The 21942-nt window shown below is 43.9% G+C and carries 20 protein-coding genes; 15 read left to right on the top strand and 5 right to left on the bottom strand.

Annotated elements, in window-relative coordinates; all coding sequences use genetic code 11:
• The first annotated feature begins 149 nt into the window (after positions 1–149).
• From ACYQ4S_RS00920 to ACYQ4S_RS00900, 5 genes are all read left to right on the top strand, one after another.
• Positions 150–2144: a DHH family phosphoesterase gene (locus ACYQ4S_RS00920; RefSeq protein ID WP_459768771.1), complete on the top strand. Its 1995-nt coding sequence runs from the start codon at positions 150–152 to the stop codon at positions 2142–2144.
• A gap of 23 nt (positions 2145–2167) precedes the next feature.
• Positions 2168–2617, top strand: coding sequence for a 50S ribosomal protein L9 (gene rplI / locus ACYQ4S_RS00915; RefSeq protein ID WP_459768770.1), 450 nt, complete (start codon positions 2168–2170; stop codon positions 2615–2617).
• 188 nt (positions 2618–2805) lie between these two features.
• Complete coding sequence (gene dnaB / locus ACYQ4S_RS00910) at positions 2806–4170, top strand: replicative DNA helicase (RefSeq protein WP_091266698.1); 1365 nt, start codon at positions 2806–2808, stop codon at positions 4168–4170.
• A 387-nt stretch (positions 4171–4557) separates the two neighbouring features.
• The gene (locus ACYQ4S_RS00905) at positions 4558–4785 is read left to right on the top strand and encodes a hypothetical protein (protein ID WP_459768768.1); all 228 of its coding nucleotides are present in this window, start codon (positions 4558–4560) and stop codon (positions 4783–4785) included.
• A 198-nt stretch (positions 4786–4983) separates the two neighbouring features.
• Positions 4984–6279 (top strand): adenylosuccinate synthase, encoded by a 1296-nt coding sequence (locus tag ACYQ4S_RS00900; protein ID WP_459768766.1) that lies wholly within the window; start codon positions 4984–4986, stop codon positions 6277–6279.
• Positions 6280–6342: 63 nt separating this feature from the next.
• Here the strand turns inward: ACYQ4S_RS00900 and ACYQ4S_RS00895 are convergent, their stop codons facing one another.
• Positions 6343–7011: a potassium channel family protein gene (locus ACYQ4S_RS00895; protein WP_459768764.1), complete on the bottom strand. Its 669-nt coding sequence runs from the start codon at positions 7009–7011 to the stop codon at positions 6343–6345.
• A 12-nt stretch (positions 7012–7023) separates the two neighbouring features.
• Positions 7024–8412 (bottom strand): TrkH family potassium uptake protein, encoded by a 1389-nt coding sequence (locus ACYQ4S_RS00890; RefSeq protein ID WP_459768762.1) that lies wholly within the window; start codon positions 8410–8412, stop codon positions 7024–7026.
• A gap of 242 nt (positions 8413–8654) precedes the next feature.
• Between ACYQ4S_RS00890 and ACYQ4S_RS00885 the strand changes: the two genes are divergently transcribed.
• On the top strand, positions 8655–10109 hold the full coding sequence (locus ACYQ4S_RS00885) for an alpha-amylase (RefSeq protein WP_459768760.1): 1455 nt from the start codon (positions 8655–8657) through the stop codon (positions 10107–10109).
• 393 nt (positions 10110–10502) lie between these two features.
• Here ACYQ4S_RS00885 and ACYQ4S_RS00880 read toward each other — a convergent pair whose 3' ends face one another.
• Positions 10503–11042: a hypothetical protein gene (locus tag ACYQ4S_RS00880; RefSeq protein ID WP_459768758.1), complete on the bottom strand. Its 540-nt coding sequence runs from the start codon at positions 11040–11042 to the stop codon at positions 10503–10505.
• Positions 11043–11051: 9 nt separating this feature from the next.
• The gene (locus tag ACYQ4S_RS00875; RefSeq protein WP_459768756.1) at positions 11052–11552 is read right to left on the bottom strand and encodes a hypothetical protein; all 501 of its coding nucleotides are present in this window, start codon (positions 11550–11552) and stop codon (positions 11052–11054) included.
• A gap of 177 nt (positions 11553–11729) precedes the next feature.
• On the opposite strand from ACYQ4S_RS00875, the gene ACYQ4S_RS00870 reads away from it, so the two are divergent.
• From ACYQ4S_RS00870 to ACYQ4S_RS00840, 7 genes are all read left to right on the top strand, one after another.
• Positions 11730–12242 carry a PTS sugar transporter subunit IIA gene (locus tag ACYQ4S_RS00870; RefSeq protein ID WP_459768754.1) on the top strand — a complete coding sequence of 171 codons (513 nt, stop codon included), beginning with the start codon at positions 11730–11732 and terminating at the stop codon, positions 12240–12242.
• A gap of 118 nt (positions 12243–12360) precedes the next feature.
• Positions 12361–13074 (top strand): response regulator YycF, encoded by a 714-nt coding sequence (gene yycF / locus ACYQ4S_RS00865; RefSeq protein ID WP_091267093.1) that lies wholly within the window; start codon positions 12361–12363, stop codon positions 13072–13074.
• A gap of 6 nt (positions 13075–13080) precedes the next feature.
• The gene (gene walK, locus ACYQ4S_RS00860; protein WP_459768752.1) at positions 13081–14946 is read left to right on the top strand and encodes a cell wall metabolism sensor histidine kinase WalK; all 1866 of its coding nucleotides are present in this window, start codon (positions 13081–13083) and stop codon (positions 14944–14946) included.
• Positions 14943–16259, top strand: a complete 1317-nt coding sequence (locus ACYQ4S_RS00855) for a YycH family regulatory protein (RefSeq protein ID WP_459768750.1) — start codon at positions 14943–14945, stop codon at positions 16257–16259. The genes walK and ACYQ4S_RS00855 overlap by 4 nt, the downstream gene beginning before the upstream one ends.
• Positions 16249–17106, top strand: a complete 858-nt coding sequence (locus tag ACYQ4S_RS00850) for a two-component system regulatory protein YycI (RefSeq protein WP_459768748.1) — start codon at positions 16249–16251, stop codon at positions 17104–17106. Before ACYQ4S_RS00855 ends, ACYQ4S_RS00850 begins: the two co-directional genes overlap by 11 nt.
• Positions 17107–17207: 101 nt before the next feature.
• Complete coding sequence (locus ACYQ4S_RS00845; RefSeq protein ID WP_428830591.1) at positions 17208–18017, top strand: MBL fold metallo-hydrolase; 810 nt, start codon at positions 17208–17210, stop codon at positions 18015–18017.
• A 790-nt stretch (positions 18018–18807) separates the two neighbouring features.
• Entirely contained in the window at positions 18808–20004 is a 1197-nt protein-coding gene (locus ACYQ4S_RS00840; RefSeq protein ID WP_459768746.1) for a S1C family serine protease, read from the top strand.
• A 447-nt stretch (positions 20005–20451) separates the two neighbouring features.
• On the opposite strand, the gene ACYQ4S_RS00835 is transcribed toward ACYQ4S_RS00840, so the two are convergent.
• Entirely contained in the window at positions 20452–20883 is a 432-nt protein-coding gene (locus ACYQ4S_RS00835; protein WP_459768744.1) for an organic hydroperoxide resistance protein, read from the bottom strand.
• A 104-nt stretch (positions 20884–20987) separates the two neighbouring features.
• On the opposite strand from ACYQ4S_RS00835, the gene ACYQ4S_RS00830 reads away from it, so the two are divergent.
• On the top strand, positions 20988–21422 hold the full coding sequence (locus ACYQ4S_RS00830) for a MarR family winged helix-turn-helix transcriptional regulator (RefSeq protein ID WP_459768788.1): 435 nt from the start codon (positions 20988–20990) through the stop codon (positions 21420–21422).
• A gap of 12 nt (positions 21423–21434) precedes the next feature.
• Complete coding sequence (gene rlmH, locus ACYQ4S_RS00825) at positions 21435–21914, top strand: 23S rRNA (pseudouridine(1915)-N(3))-methyltransferase RlmH (protein WP_459768742.1); 480 nt, start codon at positions 21435–21437, stop codon at positions 21912–21914.
• Positions 21915–21942: the final 28 nt, after the last annotated feature.

Genomic DNA, 21942 nt, shown 5'->3' with positions numbered 1-21942 from the left:
TAATAACTGTTGCAGCTCTTTCTTTTCTTGTTTTTTTCGTTGGCATAAGTTGTTTCACGTGAAACACATTCTCGTCAAATGCTTATCACATATAGAATAGATGGGCGAAAGATGATAGAATAAAGGAAAATGGGCTAAAAGGAGAAACTATGAACAATAAATTGAAGGAAGACAGTCTTCCAAAGTTTCTGAAAGACCCGTCATTACGTCTGATTATATTTTTTGCCCTTGCCATACAATTGATTATGACGCTAATGAGTTTTATCGCGTATCTGTGGCTTGGAGCAATCATGCTGGTTCTCTTTGTCATTACTCTAATAGTTTTCTGGCGTATAGGGAATATCTATATAAAAGAGCTCAATGAATACATCAAGAATCTTTCTTACCGAATTAAGCGTGGTGAGCAGGAAGCTCTGATTAAGATGCCTATTGGAATCCTTTTATTGAATGAAAAGAATCAGGTCGAGTGGTTGAACCCCTATATGCAGACACAGTTGGCAAAGACTGATAATGTTCTGGGTGAGACACTTGAAGAAATCCATGAAGAATTATTCGACTGTTACAGCGATTCATCGAACCACAATAATCTGATTGAATGGGAAAATAAAATCTACCAGGTTACTGTTCAGAAAGACATCCATGCGATTTATCTTATGGATATTACTGAATATGCCACGATTAAGGAAAAGTATGAAGATGCCCGTGCAGTTGTCGGCTGGTTATTTCTGGATAACTATGACGAAATTACTCAAGGGCTTGATGACAGAGGCGTATCTGGATTCGACAGCATGCTGACCACATATTTCTCAAACTGGGGCAGGCAGCACGGAATATTCTATAAGCGGATATCTTCAGATCGTTACTTCCTCTTACTGAACAGAAAAGAACTGGAACGTCTTGAAAAAGAGAAGTTCAATATTATTGATAATATCCGAGATCGCACATCCAAAAGGAACTTGCCGTTAACAATCAGCTTGGGACTTTCCTACGGGGATGCTACCTTTGACAAGCTGGCAGACCTTGCGCAAAGTAATCTTGATTTGGCTTTAGGCCGAGGTGGAGATCAGGCAATAGTGAAAGCTGTAGATGAAGAACCCAGATACTATGGGGGCAAGACAAATCCTATGGAAAAACGGACCCGTGTCCGGTCGCGCATGATCAGTCAGGCCATGCAGAAACTGATGAACGATAGTGAACAGATATTCGTCATGGGACACAAGAATCCCGACCTAGACGCTATAGGATCTTCGTTGGGCGTTGCCAGGATAGCAATGATGCTTAAGAAAACGGTATACGTCGTAGTAGATCAGGGTGACTTAAGTGATGATGTAGCCAAACTGATGAGCGAGATTCAGAAACACGAGCAGGTGAAGAAGAACATCATTTCTCCTGCCGATGCCGAGAAGCGGATAGGTCCCAATGATCTGGTCGTACTGGTCGATCATCACAAACCTGTGCTCTCAATTGCACCGAACCTGCTTAAGAAAACTAAGAAGAATATGGTTATCGACCATCACAGAAGAGGAGAAGAATTTACAGAGAATCCACTTCTTGTTTATATTGAACCATATGCTTCATCAACAGCTGAACTGATCACTGAATTGTTTGAGTATGTCTCAACAGACGGTGATCCGATCAATCGAATAGAAGCTACAGCTATGCTGGGCGGAATCGTCGTTGATACAAACAACTTCAGTTTAAGAACAGGATCCAGAACGTTTGATGCAGCAAGTTATCTTCAGTCTGTAGGAGCGAATTCTACTATGATTCAGCGACTGTTGAAAGAAGACCCTGAGAAGTACCTGCAGCGAAGCAGGTTGATCGAAACAATTGAGTTTGTTCGAGATGGAGTAGCCATTGCCAGCGGAGACAACGAGACGATTTACCAAACTGTCACCTCTGCTCAGACGGCAGATACGATGCTGAGTATGTCAGGAGTAGAAGCGGCATTCGTCGTTACTAGACGCTCTGAAGATATGGTAGGAATCAGTGCAAGAAGCTTAGGTAAGATCAACGTACAGATCATCATGGAAAAAATGGGTGGCGGGGGACATCTGTCCAATGCAGCTACACAAATTGACGGAAAAAGTGTTTCAGAAATAATAGAAGAATTAAAAGAAGTTATAAATGCTCAACTCGATTAAAGAACAGAGAAGGAGACTTGACTATGGAAGTTATTCTATTAAAAGATGTTAAAGGAACGGGAAAAAAAGGTGAAGTTAAGAATGTATCTGACGGATACGCCAATAACTTTTTGCTGAAGAAAGGTCTGGCTAAGGAAGCAACTTCCGGAGCTAAGCAGGAACTGAATATGAAGAAGAAAGCTCAGAAAAGAGAAGAACAGGAAATTCTTGAAGCTGCAGAAAAAGATAAAGAAACGATTGAAAACGGCTCGATTGAAATAAAAGAAAAAGCTGCAGATGATGGCCGACTGTTCGGTTCAGTGACCACTAAGCAGATTGCAAAAGAACTTGAAAAACAGCTTGGAATAAAGGTCGACAAACGCAAAATCAATCAGTCACTTCCGATGCGTTCTGTAGGGACTCAGCACGTTGAAATTAAACTTCATAAAAAAGTATCTGCTGAGCTGACAGTTAGAGTAACAGCAATAAGCTAAAGCATGTGATACCATTAAAAGATGGCCCGACTGAGGTCATCTTTTTTTGTTCAAGACGTATCTGGAACCTGGCAGTAATGTTTCACGTGAAACATTAAATATTAAACGTATGTTCCCTTATATACAATTATATGAATATGATGTAAAATAGAGAAACAGTTAAGTTAAGAAAAGGAGCTACCAGAAGAATGGAAATGATAGGCGATCGCTTACCTCCACAGAATATAGAGGCTGAACAGTCTGTTTTAGGGTCCGTACTATTAGATCCGGAAGCATTAATACCTGCGATGGAATATGTTGAAGCGTCTGATTTTTATCGACGCGCTCATCAGCTTATTTTCCAGGTCATGGTAGACTTGAATGAAAAAAATGAAGCAATAGACGTTGTGACTATTGCAAATAGTCTAGAAACGAAGAGCTTGCTTGAGGATGTTGGCGGGACCCCCTATTTGGCTGAAATAGCGGGCATGGTGCCGACTGCTGCGAATGTGGACTATTATGCCAAAATCGTCGAGGAACGCTCCATATTGCGTAAATTGATCCAGACAGCAACTGATATTGCGTCGAAGGGGTATCAGGAAGCTGATGATGTTCCTAATCTTCTTGATGAAGCAGAAAGAAGCATTCTCGAAGTATCGGAAAAACGCAGCCGAAGTGGATTCGTCTCGATCGAATCAGTCTTAAGAGACACAATTAACAATATAGATGAACTGTTTCAGAATGATGATGATATTACTGGGATATCCACTGGATATAAGATGCTTGATCAGATGACTGCAGGCCTCCATGAGGATGAGTTGATTATTCTTGCAGCCCGTCCCGGCGTTGGAAAGACAGCTTTCGCTTTAAATGTAGCTCAGAATATTGGGACGAAAACGGATGAAAATGTTGCAATCTTTAGTCTGGAGATGGGAGCGGAGCAGCTGGTAAACCGAATGCTCTGTGCTGAAGGAACGATCAATGCCTCCAATCTTAGAACCGGACAGCTTACTGAAGAAGAATTCGAGAAACTCTTCGTTGCCATGGGCAGCTTATCTAAAGCTAACATCTATATTGATGATACCCCTGGAATCAGGACAGCTGAAATACGGGCAAAATGTCGTCGACTGAAACAGGAAAAAGGGGATCTTGGCCTTATTGTCATTGACTACCTGCAGCTGATTGAAGGCAGCGGAAAAGAGAGCAGGCAGCAGGAAGTATCAGAGATCTCCCGTCAGCTGAAAAAACTGGCCAAAGAACTCTCAGTACCGGTCATTGCCTTGTCTCAGCTGTCACGCGGAGTGGAGCAGAGACAGGATAAGCGTCCAATCTTAAGTGATTTGAGAGAATCCGGGTCAATTGAGCAGGATGCCGATATCGTGGCATTCTTGTATAGAGATGACTACTATAGAAGTGAAGACGACGAAGAAGACGATGAGACAGAAGATAATGTTGTTGAAGTCATTCTTGAGAAGAACAGATCGGGAGCCAGGGGAACCTGCAAGCTGCTGTTCATAAAAGAATACAACAAGTTCTCTTCCATGTCTTATTACCCTGAAAACCAGATATCATAGGTCAAACAGATTTCAAACGGTCCTTTAGAACAGAAGACCGAATGGAATCTGTTTTTTTGAAACAAATATTTACGCAAATTTGAAAACAACTGTTATGATAAATCATACATTTGATTTGTGGGGTGATCGTTATGACTAATAATGACCGGCTTGTGCTACATGTTGCCGTTCATTGTCTTTTCTAGTATGACTATCGCATTGACTGCATGATCTCTCAGACAAGCCAGCTATCATTACAGGATTTATCGTCGGCTATCTCGTCCTGTATCTACCTAAAATCAAAGTGCCATTATTTCTCAATTCAAGCAAGAGAACTTTATTAATACCAGTTTTGTCTGGCTGCTTTATCTGATCATGGCTTATCCGACTTCTATTTTGTGAGGTTTGGTGGGAATCACAGAATCAACCCTTCCCTATGCGTTCAGAGATCCCTTTAGAATCATTGGGTCTAATATGATCGGTGGAGCGATCATGATGGGTTTCGGCGTATCTACAGCGGAGTTATCAGGCGTATTCGGTATGCCGATGGCTAGTAACTTAGGTATTTTCATCTCCGCTATTCTAGTGAGTACAGTAATTTCTGACGACGATCTTGATTTCGAAATTACACTTTAATTGACGATTTAGGGTTCACATTTAACAGATGTGTGGTAAAATAATGAACATTGTTAAAACTAAATCAATTAATGTTAGGAGAATGCCTCCGTCTATGTTGAAAAAGGATACAATTGAGCTGAAAGTCTCTTTGTATACTTTAATAGACGAACGGGGGATTCTCTTTTTTTGTTGGAAAATTATAGAAGAGGTGGATAAATGACATCGGTCGTAGTAGTAGGGACACAATGGGGAGACGAAGGAAAAGGAAAGATTACTGATTTCCTGAGTGAAAGTGCAGAGGTCATTGCACGTTATCAGGGAGGAGACAATGCCGGACATACCATCAAGTTCGATGGGGTCACATACAAGCTTCATCTGATTCCTTCAGGTATTTTTGCTCAGGATAAAATCAGTGTCATCGGTAATGGTGTAGTCATCAATCCCAAGTCACTGGTTAAAGAATTGAAGTACTTGCATGACAGAGGCATTTCGACAGATAATTTGAGAGTATCCGACCGCGCACACGTCATACTCCCCTATCACATCAAACTGGATCAGCTTCAGGAAGATGCCAAAGGTGACGATAAAATCGGAACAACAATCAGAGGAATCGGTCCTGCCTACATGGATAAAGCGTCCAGAGTTGGTATTCGTATTGCGGATCTGCTGGACAAGGATATCTTCAGAGAACGTCTGAAAATCAACCTAGCTGAGAAAAACTCATTCTTCACCAATGTCTATGGTTCAGAAGCTCTTGATTTTGAAGATATTTTTGAAACCTATTATGCATACGGACAGCAGTTCAAGCAGTATGTCTGTGATACATCCGTGGTCCTTAATGATGCACTGGATGGCGGCAGACGAGTGCTGTTTGAAGGCGCACAAGGAGTTATGCTGGATATCGATCAGGGAACGTATCCATTCGTTACGTCTTCCAACCCTGTAGCTGGAGGCGTGACAATCGGGAGTGGTGTCGGCCCGTCTAAAATTGAAAAAGTCGTTGGCGTATGTAAGGCCTATACATCACGTGTCGGAGACGGCCCGTTCCCGACTGAACTGCATGATGAGATCGGTCAGCAGATCCGAGATGCCGGAAATGAATACGGCACGACAACTGGACGTCCGCGACGTATTGGATGGTTTGACAGTGTTGTCATGCGTCATTCAAAACGCGTATCGGGGATTACCAATCTTTCATTAAACTCGATCGATGTTCTGTCAGGACTGAAAACTGTCAAGATCTGTACGGCATACGAGCGTAATGGAAAGAAAATCCTTCACTATCCTGCAAGCCTGAAAGAGCTGGGTGAATGTCAGCCGATATATGAAGAACTGCCGGGATGGCATGAAGATGTCACTGGATGCAGAACGTTAGAAGAACTGCCTGAAAATGCACGGGACTACATCCGCCGCGTGTCTGAACTGACGGGCGTACGTATTTCTACATTTTCTGTCGGACCGGATCGCGATCAGACTAACATTCTTGAAAATGTCTGGGCACCAGTTAACTAATTACAATAATAAAGAAACAGCCTGTATGAACATCTTTCCTTCATACAGGCTGTTTCTGTCTATTTATCTTAGCTGATCTGTGTAGTCCAGGTGCTCAAAGGTGTCAGGCTTACCGATGGCTACGATGAAACTGTCAGGTTCAATTTTCTGCTCGGGTGGAACATTGATTGACAATGGACCGTCCGGAGAGGATTTCATGCCTATAACATTGATTTTATACTTCTTACGTAGATCCAGATCTTTCAAGCTTCGACCGATCCATCTTTCTGGAGCAGTAAACTCAATGATTGAATTATCCTCATCCAGATTAATGACATCCAGGATATTATTGCGCATGATATTACGAGCCACTTTATCGCCCATTTCCTTTTCAGGTCGGATGATTTCGTCTGCACCGATTTCAAGAAGAATCTCCATATGCGTGCGATTCTTTGCTTTAGCAATAATCTTTTTAATCCCTAATTTTTTACAGTTCATTACAGCTAGAACACTTGCTTCAAGATTCGATCCGGTACCGATGACTACGGCATCACAATTGCTTAGACCTATGCTTTCGAGAAGTTCAAGATCAGTAATATTACCTTGAACAGCCTGTACTACGTATTCTTCTACTCTGTTGACATCGACGAGGTCTTTATCTACGGCGATAACATCATAGTGCTGCTCACCTAATTCTTTCGCAATAGTAGATCCGAAAACTCCTAGTCCCAGGACACCTACTGTTTTTATCATTCTATAAAACTCCTATCCAATTAAGATATTTCCGGTTGCGTACGTAATATTTTTCTGTTTTCTGTCTTTCTTTCCTAGGGCAGTAAAGATAGTGATTGGTCCTAGACGACCTACAAACATTGATAACATGATGATGCTCTGGCTATACCTTGAAAGTTCAGGTGTCAGATTTGCCGAAAGACCGACAGTACCAAATGCCGAAACGGATTCGAAGAACAAGTATTGAAGTGGAATATGCTCATCAAAGATTGTCATGAGAGCCAGGGCAATAAAGTTTAGAAGAACAAACATAACAACTATGACCAGTGCACGTTTAACAATATCCATTTGAAGGGTGCGCTTTTTGTAGTTCACATTATCGATCCCGCGTATCTCAGAGCTGATCAGTTTAACAACAAGAGCGACCGTTGATGTCTTCGCCCCCCCGGCAGTTCCACCTGGAGATCCACCAATAAACATATAGATCGTAAAGAATATGAGCGTGAACATGTGTAACTGAGTATAGTCAAGGGTAGCAAATCCGGCAGTACGCAAGGTCACTGCTTGAAAGAAACTTGCTTGTATTTTTCCGAAAAAGCTCAGGTTACCTAAAGTACCAGCATGATTCCATTCGGATAACATGAATAGGACCATAGCTGAAACAATCAGCCAGAAAGACCACTTAATAACTAGCCTGGTATGAATCTTCAAGCGTCTGTAAGTGCCCTTGAAATCAATCCAGCTTCGGACAGCGATGAATTTTTTAAAGTGTTTAGCTACATCGAACCAGACCGAAAATCCGATCCCGCCGAGAATGATCAGAATAGGAATGACAATGTTCACTATAGGTGTTTCGACAAACTGCTGCAGACTGGTCGTTCCTAAGTTATCAAATCCGGCATTATTGAAGGCTGAGATAGCTAGGAAGATACTGGTGAAGAGACCTCTCCCCCATCCAAAAGTGGGTATCATATAAAAAGCAAGAAAAAAAGCACCAACAGCTTCGATAAGGGTTGTATACTTGACAACAGATATTAAAAAGTTTTTAAATCCCATCCTGTCACTTCTGTTCAACGCCTGCTGAAGAGTGACTTCCTCTTTCATACTGACTCGTCGCCCGAGCTGCAGAATGACAGCAGACACAATAGTGATTATTCCGAGACCACCAAGTTTGATCAGAGCCAGTACGACAATTTGTCCGAACAGATTATATGTATGGGCAACAGATACTGTATAAAGTCCGGTGACAGCGACCATTGATATCGCACCAAATAAATGATCAAAGTAAGTCGCCTGAGAACTGTCAAGTTGACTGATGGGTAATGCCAAGATTAGAGAACCGGCAAACATGACAAATGCAAAACTAATGACGATTTTAATTGGAATCGGCCAATTAGAAAATCGACTTAAAAGTGCTCTCATAAAAAAAACAATCCTTCCTGCCAAAAAAATATAAGTGTCAGAACAGAGCAATGTCTGATTCGTGAATAGCTTGATTTTACCTTTCTGTTACTGTAAAAACAAGGGATTTAACAAACTTCTTTGAGATTAGAATGAAAGCTGTGACAAAGGGGTTTCATTTGTTAAAAATCGAAATCAAAGGTAAAATTAAAAGATACAGTGTGTCTTTAATTTAGAAGACAGCTAAAAGGGGAGACATATCAATGAATGGAACAATGATGCAGTACTTTGAATGGGACTTGCCAAATGATGGTAAGCACTGGAAACGATTGAAAGAGGATGCTGAGCACCTGAGCGAGATTGGTGTCACGGCAGTATGGATTCCCCCCTGTTTTAAATCAGTCGGTCAGGATGATGTAGGGTATGGTATCTATGATCTCTATGACTTGGGAGAATTTGATCAGAAGGGAACGGTACGCACCAAGTACGGGACTAAGGACGAACTGCTGGAAGCAATTGAGGCACTGCACGAACAGGGGATTCATGTCTATGCCGATGTCGTCCTAAACCATAAGGCAGGGGCAGATGGAACTGAACGGTTCGAAGCCACACCTGTCGATCCGGAGAATCGTCACGATGCCATAGGCGATACACGCGAAATCGAGTCCTGGACGTATTTCAACTTTCCAGGCAGGGAAGGCAAGTACTCTGACTTTGAATGGCACTGGTACCATTTTTCAGGGGTATCAGAAGACACGATTACAGAAGAGCAAGGCATTTACAGAATCAAAGGAGAAGACAAAGGCTGGGCACCGGATGACAACGTCTCCACTGAGTTCGGTAATTTTGACTACCTGATGTTTGCAGATATCGACTACAGTCACCCTGAAGTCGTTGAAGAAACGAAAAAATGGATCCACTGGTTCATCGAAGAAACAAATATCGATGGCATCAGGCTGGATGCAGTAAAACATATAGACAGCCAGTTCATGAGAGAACTGATCGAAGATGTCAGAGAGGTTCATGGCGAGGAGTTCTTCTTCGTAGCGGAATACTGGCATCAGCGCTATAAATATCTTGAGGAGTATCTGGAAGAACATGACTATTCTATCTCCATGATGGATGTACGATTCCACTATGCGCTCCATGAAGCATCCAAGCAGCACAATGCATTCGACTTGAGACGTCTTCTGGACGGGACGCTTTACAAGGCGAATGCTGAACAGGCGGTCACTTTTGTTGAGAATCACGATTCTCAGCCGGGGCAGTCTCTGGAATCGTACGTCGAGCCGTGGTTCAAACCTCTGGCATACGGCTTTATTCTATTAAGCTACTACGGCTACCCGTGTGTATTCTATAGTGACTATTATGGGTACAAGGGAGACGTCGACTACGATGGATGTCGCAGAGAAATTGAGTTGCTTCTGAAAGCGAGAAAAGATTACGCGTACGGCGAACAGTACAATTACCTGGATCACGGCAACTGTATCGGTTTTACCCGAACAGGAAACGACGAGCATCCTGAAGGGTGTGCGGTCATCATGTCAAATGGAGACGAAGGATTCAAGGAAATGTCTGTTGGCGAACTGCATGCTAATGAGGTCTATGTCGACCTGATGAACAACAGAGATGAAGAAATCGAAATCGATGAAGAAGGGAAAGCCACTTTCCCTGTCAATGCAGAATCCATTTCCGTATGGGTCAAAAAAACAGAATAATAAGAGAGAAAGCGGGAGAAGTCAGCAGATGATTTCTCCCGCTTTTTTATGCGTAAAAGAGGACAAGGACATAAAAGGCTGAAGAAAAATCTCATGGAGAATTTTTCAGTCCTAATTTGGTTGGGTTTTCTGAATAGAATGAGTCGAATGACTCATATCTGCATGTTGTGAGGTGTTGGGTACGCCTCATACTCGTCAGGTGCTTCATAATACCGATTTATGAGGCATTGGAGTCCTTGTGTGTGGTGCGAAAGGTCCATATATCTTTTTATGGACCTTTCGTCCCCCAAATCCAACCATACCCGACAATACAGGAATCCAGCCCGAAACATTCAAAAAGGCACCGGACTGCAGTAATCCGCAGTCCGGTGCCTGATTTCAAACTCTATTCTATTAGTTATTCGGATTTGTTTTGTGAGAAGCATCTTCTTCGTCAGCTAGATTGTCTTTATCGAGCTGGAAGTCTTCATTGTCTGACAAGTAGTTGTCGTGTAAAGCTTCGTCTACTTTATCTTTAGGAATAGCCTGATCCTGTTCAGGTTCAAGCGGTGTATTCTTCACGTCACCGGTTTTGTCATCTGCATACATCGCATGACTGGCAGCTGCCGGATCCACAACGACGGTGTCATCCTGATTCTTAGCTTCACTTCGAGCCAGATCTCTTTCGATCTCTTCAATCGTCTGGCTGAGCTTAGCCTGCTTGGCATCCAGTTTAGCTTGTTCAGACTCCAGTTCTTTTTCAGCTTCCATGTAAGACGCTTTGAAGTCATCCACTAGCTCGTGGGCTTTTTCTTCACCGGTGTCCTTCAATTTAAGAGCTTCCTCTTTAAGATCCTGGCGGAATGCTTTTCCTGGTTTCGGTGCAAGCAGCAGAGCAGTAAAGGCTGATGCGGCACTCAATAATACGGCTTTGGTTAAACTTACTTTTGGCATAGATGTCTCCTACCTTTCGATTTCAGTTAACTGATGATTGACTACAGCGGGCAGCTGATCAGCGTGTCCAGTTTTATGCCGCTGTTTCTGTTTATCGACCGTTTTCTTGAAAGCCAGTTTGAATGTTCTGGCTAAACGGGGTCCGTCTGTTTTCAATTCCTTGTAGCTGTTTTCAGCGATGCCTTTTGAATACTCAGCTCCGTGCTCTTTCAGGTACATGAGAGATTCGGAAAGACTGGCTGCACTGTCTGAAAGTTCGTCAAAATTTTGAATCTTGATCTCTGCAACATTTTTGGTGTTATCGACCCGAGCCATGATATGGTCGACTTTTTCCTGCATGACTTCTGCTTCACGCGTGAAATGATCGATGTGTCCGTTGACCACTTCTTTGGTGTCTTCGATGTTTTTCAAAGTCGGTTTCATTTTCTTCATAGCTAAAAAGCCCATGACGATAAGAACAACGAGTGACACACCTAAAATGACGAGAGAAAGGATATATCCTAAATCCATTTTGCCCCTCCTTTGCATATGCTGCCTGTCGGCGGTTTTATATAAATAGAATACCACGAAGACGAATGAAGACCAACCAAAACGCTATTTTCAAAAGACATTGCTTGAAATGGCTTTAATTGTTAGAATAGTAGCATCTACAATGCAGTTTGTTATTGAATGAAAAAGGAGAAAACTATGGGGAATCAACCAGCTGAATATGGAGAACATGAAATCAGTGAATCGGCTCATACGATGGACGTGTCTGCGGTAACCGATGGAGAGGTTATCACTATTGAAGAAGTGCCTGATGAGCTGTTTTCAGCGAAGATGATCGGCGATGGCTTTGCAATCATCCCGACATCAGATTCAGTTTATGCACCGGTAAGCGGCAAGCTGATCGAAGTAGCCGATGCCAAACACGCCTATTATATAGAAACCGAAGAAGGAATCAAGGTACTAATCCATATTGGTATCGATACCTTACTGCTGAACGGTGAGGGTTTTAAAACGTTTGTTAAACGGAATATGACTGTTGAAAAAGGACAGAAGCTGGCCGAGTTCGACAAGCAGTTAATTGAAGATAGAGGGTTCCAGCCGGTTATTCCGGTGATTATTCTTGATCATCCGTCTGTCGCGTCTCTGGAAATCAGACCGGATAAAGCGGTCAAAGCCAACGACTCGGTCGCACTGACCGTTCATCTGGTTTAAGCAGAGGAATCAATGATTCACCTTAAATTGAACCTGACCTTCAGGTGCGGTATAATCTAGAGGAACAGATTCTATGATTTTGATTGAGCAAGTAAAATGTTTCTGAGGAGGAACGTCTTTGAAAAAAATATTAGTCGTCGACGATGAAAAGCCGATTTCAGATATAGTGAAATTTAATTTAGAAAAAGAAGGATTCGAAGTCGTCACCGCATATGATGGTGAAGAGGCAGTAGAAAAAGTAGAAGAGGAGAATCCGGATCTGATCGTTTTAGATCTGATGCTTCCAAAAATGGATGGCCTGGAAGTCTGCCGTGAAGTACGCAAGACTAGAGACACGCCGATCATCATGGTGACAGCGAAAGATCAGGAGATCGACAAAGTCCTTGGTCTGGAACTGGGCGCAGATGACTATGTGACCAAGCCATTTTCCAACCGTGAACTGGTTGCCCGTGTAAAGGCGAATGTCAGACGTCAGTCGTCTATTCAGAGCAATGAGCCGGTCAAGGAAGAAACCAATGACATCGAAGTTGGCGATCTGACTGTCCACCCGGATGCCTATATCGTATCCAAACGTGGAGATACGATCGAACTGACTCACCGTGAATTTGAGCTGCTTCATTATCTGGCCAGACATATCGGTCAGGTCATGACTCGTGAACATTTACTGGAAACAGTATGGGGATACGATTACTTCGGAGATGTCAGAACCGTTGATGTAACCGTCAGACGTCTGCGTGAAAAAATCGAAGACAACCCAAGTCACCCGACGTTCTTAGTAACTCGACGAGGAGTAGGCTATTATTTAAGAAGTCCTGAACAACAGGAGAAGTAGTGATTTATGAAGAAAAAAATCAGATTTTATCAGTCTATCAATACAAAGATCGTCTTTGTCATAGTCTTATTACTTGTATTCGCCCTGCAGCTAATCGGGGCGAATTTTATTACCCAGATTGAAAGACAGCTGATCGCCAATTTCCAGGAAGACAGACAAGTTCAGATGAGCTTTCTGGAAAGTGCGATCCTGCCTTTGCTTGAGCTTGAAGCCAATAACACTGAGGACAATGAAGTCGATCCGGTTCAGGAGATCAATAGCCTGCTGGCCGACTTTTCAGGCAGTGGCATCACCGATCTTCAGGTCGTCAATGATGATCTGGTCGTCGTCGGAACAAGTGACAGTACCCAACAGAACATCATCGGGCAGCTGTCAGATGATGTGGATTTGAGACAGGCGCTGTTTACTGAATCGACGGTCCCTAGACAGGTGATCGATCCGGTAACGAACAACCGGAGATGGAAAGTGGTTGAACCCGTCTTTTCGGATGCGGATGATGGACAGTTTCTTGGCGCTATTTTAATGGAAAGCAACATCGAATCGGTGTATGCACAGATTTCTCAGATCACGTGGATTTTCCTGCAGTCCAGTGCAGTCGCAATTATTCTATCTTTAGTTCTGGCTAATATGGTATCCCGTGCACTGACTAAACCGATCAAAGAGATGCAGATCCAGACCCGTCAGATCGCTGATGGGGACTATTCAGGAACGCTGAAGGTCTACGGCGAAGATGAACTGGGACAGCTTGCAGGGCTGATCAATGACTTGTCTGACGATGTAGCTGAAGCTCAGGAATCCATCGATGCGGAAAGACGCCGTCTGAACAGTGTCCTGACTCATATGACTGATGGTGTCGTCGCGACCGACAGACGAGGGAAAATTATCATTATCAATGATATGGCTCAGACGATGCTGGGACGAACGGATGAAGAAGCCATTGGAGAAAATCTATTATCCGTATTGAATGTTGAAGAAGAAATTACACTCCGGACGATTCTTGAAAAGCAGGATGATGTCCTGGTCAATGCAAGCGAAGGCGGCGTAGCGACACTGCTGAGAGCTTCCTTCTCTCTTATCCAGAGAGAGTCCGGCTTCATCAGCGGAATCGTCTGTGTGCTGCACGATGTCACTGAGCAGGAACGTATCGATGAAGAAAGAAAACAGTTCGTATCCAATGTGTCTCATGAGCTGAGAACACCTCTGACCAGTATGCGCAGCTATATTGAAGCACTGGCAGATGGGGCCTGGGAAGACCCTGAACTTGCTCCGCGGTTCCTGGAAGTGACTCAGAATGAAACAGACCGGATGATTCGAATGATCCAGGATCTGCTTCACCTGTCTCGCATCGACTCAGGAAAGAGTCCCCTTGAACTTGAAATCGTGGATATTACTGAAATGGTCGATCATGTCCTGAACCGCTTTGACATGTTGATCCATTCAGCGGAATACGAGACGAGAAATTATCGTATTCATAAAGAGCTGCTTAGAGAAGCGATCTTCGTTGAGGTGGATCCTGACCGGATGATTCAGGTGCTCGACAATATCATGAACAACGCAATCAAGTATTCACCGGATGGCGGAACCATTACTGGCCGCATGCACAAGACTGACGATGCAGTGATCATCAGCATTTCAGACGAAGGCATGGGGATTCCGAAAGCCGACTTGAACAAGATCTTCACCCGATTCTACCGTGTCGATCGTGCAAGATCTCGCGCAATGGGCGGTAGCGGCTTGGGCTTGGCGATTTCCAAGGAGGTCGTTGAACAGCATGGTGGCCGCATCTGGGCTGAAAGTAAAGAAGGAAAAGGAACGACCTTTTATCTGTCGCTTCCTTATGTGCCATTTGAAGAGGAGGATGAGTGGGTATGACCTGGTCCCGAATTAAACATGTGCTGCTGACCGTGCTTATAGGCCTCAGCCTGTTTCTGAGCTTTCAGCTATGGACAGCCGGCGGGGAACTCAGAGAACCTGCTTCAGGAGGAAGTGGATTCGTTCCAGCCTCCCTCGTCGACCGGACACTGACAGAGGTCTTTGCACCCAATCAGATCGTCTGGCACCGCTCGATCAATGAAAGCAAACAGAAAGCCGATGCGTTCCATACCAGGGACTGGATCGAAGAGTATTTTAATACCATGAATTTTGGTGAGGTAAACAACCCTCAGCGCCTTAGTCGGGAAGCCTATCAGGACCAGCTAGCTACGGGGGAGTGGGTGGAGTTCGTCTTTGATGCGCCCATTCCGTTCGGGCTGTTCGAAGAAGCTTTCGATGATCTGCCGACCGATTATGAGAACCGTATCTTCAACCGGTTCTATTTAAACCGTGAGAATATTGAGAATATCGGATTTTACGATGTCAGTAATGAAATCAACTACACAGTGTCTGAATCGAATTTCACTTCGGAAATCATCAATGAGCTGCTGTTCGCCGCAAACAATCAGTTTATTGAAGTGGAAACTGTTGCTCTTGGCGACTCATTCACCTATCTCTCAGCTGATGAAGTAGAAATAGAGTACAAGGACTATCTGGTTGAACGCCTGCCGAACAACCTGTATATCAATCAGTTCTTTGCGGATACGTCAGAGGTCGATGCCAGACGGACTGGACAGACGACGCGCTATATCGATCTGACGACGGAAGTACGAATCAATGATGCAGTAAATACGTTGACTTATTTGAGACAGCGGACTGACATGGGGCAGATGACATTCAGTGAGCGTCTGCTCAGCAGTTTCCAGGAACTGAGACAAGTAGAGAACTGGACAGAAACGATCCATTACCAGCAGTACACACATGGAACCAGTGAAGTAACTTTTCAGCGCTATATTCAAGGCTATCCAGTCTTCAGTACGCAGCAGCTGGAATCATCAGTCCTCATTACTGTAGTGGAAAGTGGCTTGAGTAATTTGAGAGTGCCGCTGAGAGTCGTTCAGACCCCTCTGACCCTAGGTGGAGAAACTGCTAAAACTCTTCCAAGCGGAGTCAGTGTCGTTGAACAATTAGAGAATACTGGCCCCGGTCTGGATCCTGTACAGAATATCAGGAAAGGGCTGACCTGGGTCCAGAGTGAAGAAGACAGCCGTGTCGTTCATTTTGAACCGAACTGGTACGTGCAGTCAGACAATGTCTGGTATGAGCTGAATCGTTACATTCAGCTGCAGGAGGAGATGCATAATGGACTTTAAGAAAATCGAAAACATCTTTCTCATTACCTTTATGCTTCTGAATATCTACCTGCTGATCAGTTTTCTGAACCGGAGCGATCTGCAGTACGCATCGACGGCACCTGACCAGGTCAACTTGATGAGAGAAATGGAACAGATCGGGATCGATCTGCCGAACTTGACAGAAGAGGATAGAGAAGTCTACTATGTCCAGGCCGACCGGAACAACTTGCTCGAGGAAAACAGCGATCAGCTTGAAAATCAGGCCGGATCGATTGCTCAGGATGGCTCGCTTTATACGAGTATCCTGTCTGATCCGATCGAAATAGAAGGGAATCCAGATGATGGCTTTACAGCAGCCGATTACGACGTTCTGGATGAATTCATTAACAGTGGAGCGGTCCTTTTCGGGAGTGAGTACACCTTCCTGCGTTACGATAACTCTGAGAACCGATTCGTGTATGCTCAGATAGTTGAAGGCATCCCGGTAGCTGACGGTACGTCGGAAATCTCTCTCTTTTACGGGAGTGACGGCAACATCATTTCCTACCAGCAGAGCTATGCCGGACCAATGACGACGCAAGGCAGCCCGATAGAAATCATCACTGACCGTCAGGCCGTGGAAGTCCTGTTCCAGAACAATGCTATCAGCTCCAACACAACCGTCAGACAGCCGATTCTATCGTATCAGCGGACACTTCATCTTGAAGATTTAAGCATGTACGGGCCGATATGGTATATTCCAGTTGTAGATGCAGGTGGTGAGCGTGTGCTTAGAGTGGATGCCATAGAGCGTACAATCATCAGTGAGCCGACTGAACCGGTTATCCCGGTCGATCCAGAAGAGTTGGACGATTCGGAAGAATAAGTTGGACGTTAATGTGACGACTGCCCCTGTGACCTTGCCTAGATGCTGACAGATGGTGTAAGATGGACAATGAGTATTTGCAGGGAGAGGTAGTAGTCATGATGGAAACAGCACAATCCGGCTTGAATATCAGTGTACTGGCAAGCGGCAGTACCGGAAATATTACCTACGTCGAATCAGGCAGCACCCGACTTCTGGTGGACTGCGGATTCAGCGGAAAAAAAGCCATTGAATTATTAAGTAAAATAGGCAGACGACCGGAAGATCTCGATGCGATCCTGGTCACGCATGAACATTCAGATCATATCAAAGGCGTCGGTATCCTGGCGCGTAAATATGGACTGGACGTCTATGCCAATGAAAAGACCTGGAAGGCAATGGAGTCCAAACTGGGTAATCTGAAAGTTGAACAGAAAAATCACTTTTCTATCGACAAGACACTGACACTCGGAGACATCGATGTCTCCAGTTTCGGCGTCTCTCACGATGCCATTGATCCTCAGTTCTACACGTTTCAGAAAGACGATAAACGGTTCGTGATGCTGACGGATACGGGTTACGTGAGCGACCGTATGCGCGACTACGTGAAAGATGCAGAAGCGTACCTGTTCGAAAGCAATCACGATGTGAGTATGCTGAGAATGGGACGTTACCCATGGTCGCTGAAGCAGCGGATCATCGGGGACAAAGGCCACTTGTCCAATGAAGACGGCGCGCTGGCTCTGGCAGAAATTGTCGGGGACCGGACCAAGCGCGTGTACTTAGGTCATCTAAGCAAAGAAAACAACGTCAAGGAAATCGCACACTCGACTGTAGAAGACATCCTGGTCAGAAAAGACACAGGCGTCAATGACCGGTTCAGACTTTTCGACACAGATCCGGTGGAACCGTGCGACCTGTTCACCCTTTAGGAACAACTGAATAAGAGTTTATGGAGCACCAGACAATATGGAAGACTTTCTTCCTGCCGTCCGGTGTTTTTTTTATGGGGTCAGATTTGAGTGCCTCAAATCTTCCGATCTTGAAGGACTTTAGTGGATGTAGGGCGAGCTAGGTGTGGTTTACGGTTTAGTCACTTGGCTGAGCTGCCTTTAGTTGATCGTCTAGCTATAGTTCAGTCGGTAGACGTACTGTTAAGGTCTCGTTAGGGGAAATCTAATGATAGTTTAGCATCTATTATAGGAATAAGCTGTCATTAGAACGCGTTTAGCTGCAGTTTGAGATACTTAGATAGAATAAGGTGCCGCTAGAAGGGCGGGGAGTGACAGTTTAGAATCCTTTATGGGAATAAGGTATAACTAGACCGGGTCTAGTGGCAGCTGCGAGTATGGAAATGAGGATAAGCTACAAGTAGAAACAGTTTAAGAGTAGTTCCATTCCCCAAAATTTAGACAAGCTTCAGTTATGTCCTGTGCGGTTAACAAGTGGAATCAATTCCATTCGACGGGCCTACAGATAATGAGCCTGACTAACTGAAAACAGGACAGAATAGGACTTGATTTTCATGAAAAGACTTTTGCAAATCGAAGAAAAATTATTATAATAAGGGAGGAAACAATACATCAAAGGCCGTCAGAATACTGTAAAATTAGAAAATATGTTAAACTGAAAATAACAGATAGTTTTTTAATAAACACTTCACTTATTGAACAAAAATAGGTGATATAGTAAACATACTTTTATATAGTAGGAGGAACAACGATGGAAACTAAAACTAAGAAATGGTCATCATTTTTAGCACTTATGCTTACATCCTCTTTTCTTGTCGGGTGTGACTTGGTAAATAACGAAACAACTGAACCGGAAGAAGATACTCAAAATGGTGTGGTAGACGAAGACGGACGAGTAACCGTCTCTGAAATGCGCGTAGACGTCTCATCAGGTATCACGGATGCCGTCGATGTCATTGACGATGCGGTGGTATCGATTATCAATCTCCAGCGTATAGGAGACACCCCATGGGGATGGTATGGAGAAACCGAGGCGACCGAAGACGATGAAGAAAATCTTCTTCAGGCAGGAACAGGAAGTGGCGCCGTTTATAAAGTGGATGGGGACACTGCCTATGTCTTTACAAACAACCACGTGATCGAAGGATCGGACGCAATTGAAGTCCTGTTCAAAGACGGCACACGCATTGAAGCAACTGTCATCGGGGCGGACGTCTGGACAGATCTGGCCGTTCTATCAATCGATGCTGAAGAAGTCTCAGCGGTAGCTGAATTCGGAGATTCTGAGAATCTGACCGTTGGAGAACCGGCTATAGCCATCGGGTCACCTCTTGGGACGAACTTTGCGTCATCTGTGACATCAGGCATTATTTCGGCTGTTGAACGTACTGTACCTGTTGATACCAATATGGATGGTGAGATGGACTGGGAAATGACGGCGATCCAGACAGACGCAGCTATTAATCCAGGGAATTCCGGAGGCCCACTGGTCAACATAGCCGGACAAGTTATCGGGATCAACTCAATGAAAATCTCATCGTCTACAATCGAAGGGATGGGCTTTGCCATTCCAAGTAATGATGCGGTCGATATCATCAATCAGCTTGAAGAAAATGGAGAAGTCGTCAGACCGCTCCTAGGTGTAGGCATGGTCGATCTGTCCATGGTCTCTCCACAACAGCAGCAGGCTATCCTGAATCTGCCTGAAGATATCGATGGAGGCGTCGTAGTTGCTGAAGTCGCAACAGGTAGCGCAGCCGCGGATGCCGGAATGGAAGCCAATGACGTGATTGTTTCGTTCAATGGGGTAGACGTTCAGAACGGAATCGAACTGAGAAAGGAAATCTACGATACAGAAATTGGTCAGGAAGTGGAAGTCGAGTTCTACCGGGATGGTGAACTGCAATCCACAACGATCACCATGCGAAGTTCAGAAGAAATGATATAAACTGAAAATCTGGGGATACACAGCTGCTGATAAAGGGCTGTGTATTTTTTATGTGTGTATAACTTTCGGGATAATCTTGTTCGGGTGTGGAAAGTGTAAAATAGAAGCCCGGTATATCAAAGATTTACTGAAAAAGTTATACACAGCGCACAAACTGAGTGTGTATAACTTTTTTTAGTATAACAAAATGTATCTTTTAAACGCTGGTACTGTAAGGTTTTATATTTCAGAGAGGAAAAAATCGAGCTGTGTAAAACTGTGCATAACTTTAAAAGCAAACAATCTACTTTTTCGGTAAAAATGAATGAATCACTCGAAAAAACGGGAACAGAGCCTGTGGATATGTGGATAACTTTGGGGATAAGTGTGGAAAGCAGGTGGAAAACTAAAAGATCTCCCAGGGGAAGCCTGAGAGATCAAAAAGGAGAAACTGTGGATAAGAAAAGACTAGATTGCTTTAACTGTTTTCTTGACTTTGACATTGCCTTCAATGGCACGTGAATACGGACAGACCTGGTGGGCCTGATCAACCAATTCTTCTGCTTCTTTTTGAGATACCCCTTCGATTTCAACAGCAAGTTCAACACTTAACCCGAAACCTTTCAGTTTCTTCTCAATGCTGACGCTAACTGTAACAGACGATGTTGTTTTCTTTTTGGCCTGACGTGCAACCATCTGAAGCGCACTGTCAAAACAATCGGCATATCCTTCAGAAAAGAGCTGTTCCGGATTGGTCATACCTGCTTCTTCTTTTCCACCTACTCCTTTTGGTAAAGGCAAAATTAAATCGAGTGTGCCGTCTGAGGATCTGACATGACCTTTACGTCCGCCTGTCGCTTTAGATGATGCAGTATATAATGCGAGCCCCACATTTGTCATATCGTTCCTCTTTTTAATTGACTGAAATTAGAATTCAAACAATTAAAGTATCCGTGTCAAACTATAGGAACTTAAAAAGTAAATTGCTATAATGTAGGGAAGGAATTAACGAGAAGACATTAGACATATTAAAACTGGACAATCAGCTATGCTTTCCGCTTTACGCAGCAACAAGACAATTTACGAAAATCTACCGTCCTCTGCTGGAAAAATTCAACGTGACGTATCCACAGTACCTGGTGCTGCTGGTTTTATTTGAAACAGACACCTTATCCGTCAAAGCACTTGGCGAAAGACTGTTTCTTGATTCAGGTACGCTCACACCGATGCTCAAGCGTATGGAAGAAAGAGGACTGATCCAGCGGACACGGTCGCTTCAGGATGAGCGCGTGGTCGAAGTCAGTCTGACTGAAAAAGGAAAAGCGCTGGAGTTTGAAATCGCAGAAGTCCCTCTGGCATTTACAAAAGAAATCAAGCTTGAAAAAGAAGAATACTTTGAAATGAAACGAATCCTGGCCAAAATTCTGGATCAGGTCTAAAAGGAGTCGGTTATGGATATCACTATAGTCTCAGTAGGAAAACTGAAAGAGAAATATCTGAAGAAAGGCATCGAGGAATACACCAAACGACTTGGTGCCTATACAAAAATAAAAATAGTCGAAGTCCCGGACGAAAAAGCACCGGAGAATCTGAGCGAAGCAGAAATGGTGCAAGTGAAAGATAAAGAAGGTGAGCGGATACTAGCTAAAATCCCGGATCAGGCCTACGTCTTTGCATTGGCGATCGAATCAAAAGAACGCACCTCTGAATCATTCGCTAAAGAAATTGAACAGCTCATGATCCACGGAAGCAGCAAGATAGCCTTCGTCATCGGTGGCTCACTAGGATTAAGCGAAGCCGTCATGAAGCGCAGCGACACAACAATTTCATTCGGAAAAATGACCTACCCTCACCAGCTGATGCGACTTATATTGGTAGAGCAAGTATATCGTGCCTTTCGGATTATGCGGAATGAACCTTATCATAAGTAAATGAGGTTTTTATTTTAAAAATTTAAAG

The sequence above is a fragment of the Alkalibacterium sp. s-m-28 genome, from assembly GCF_054658175.1.
Note: the sequence above shows the minus strand (reverse complement) of the source record. Positions and strands in the feature narration are given on the sequence as shown.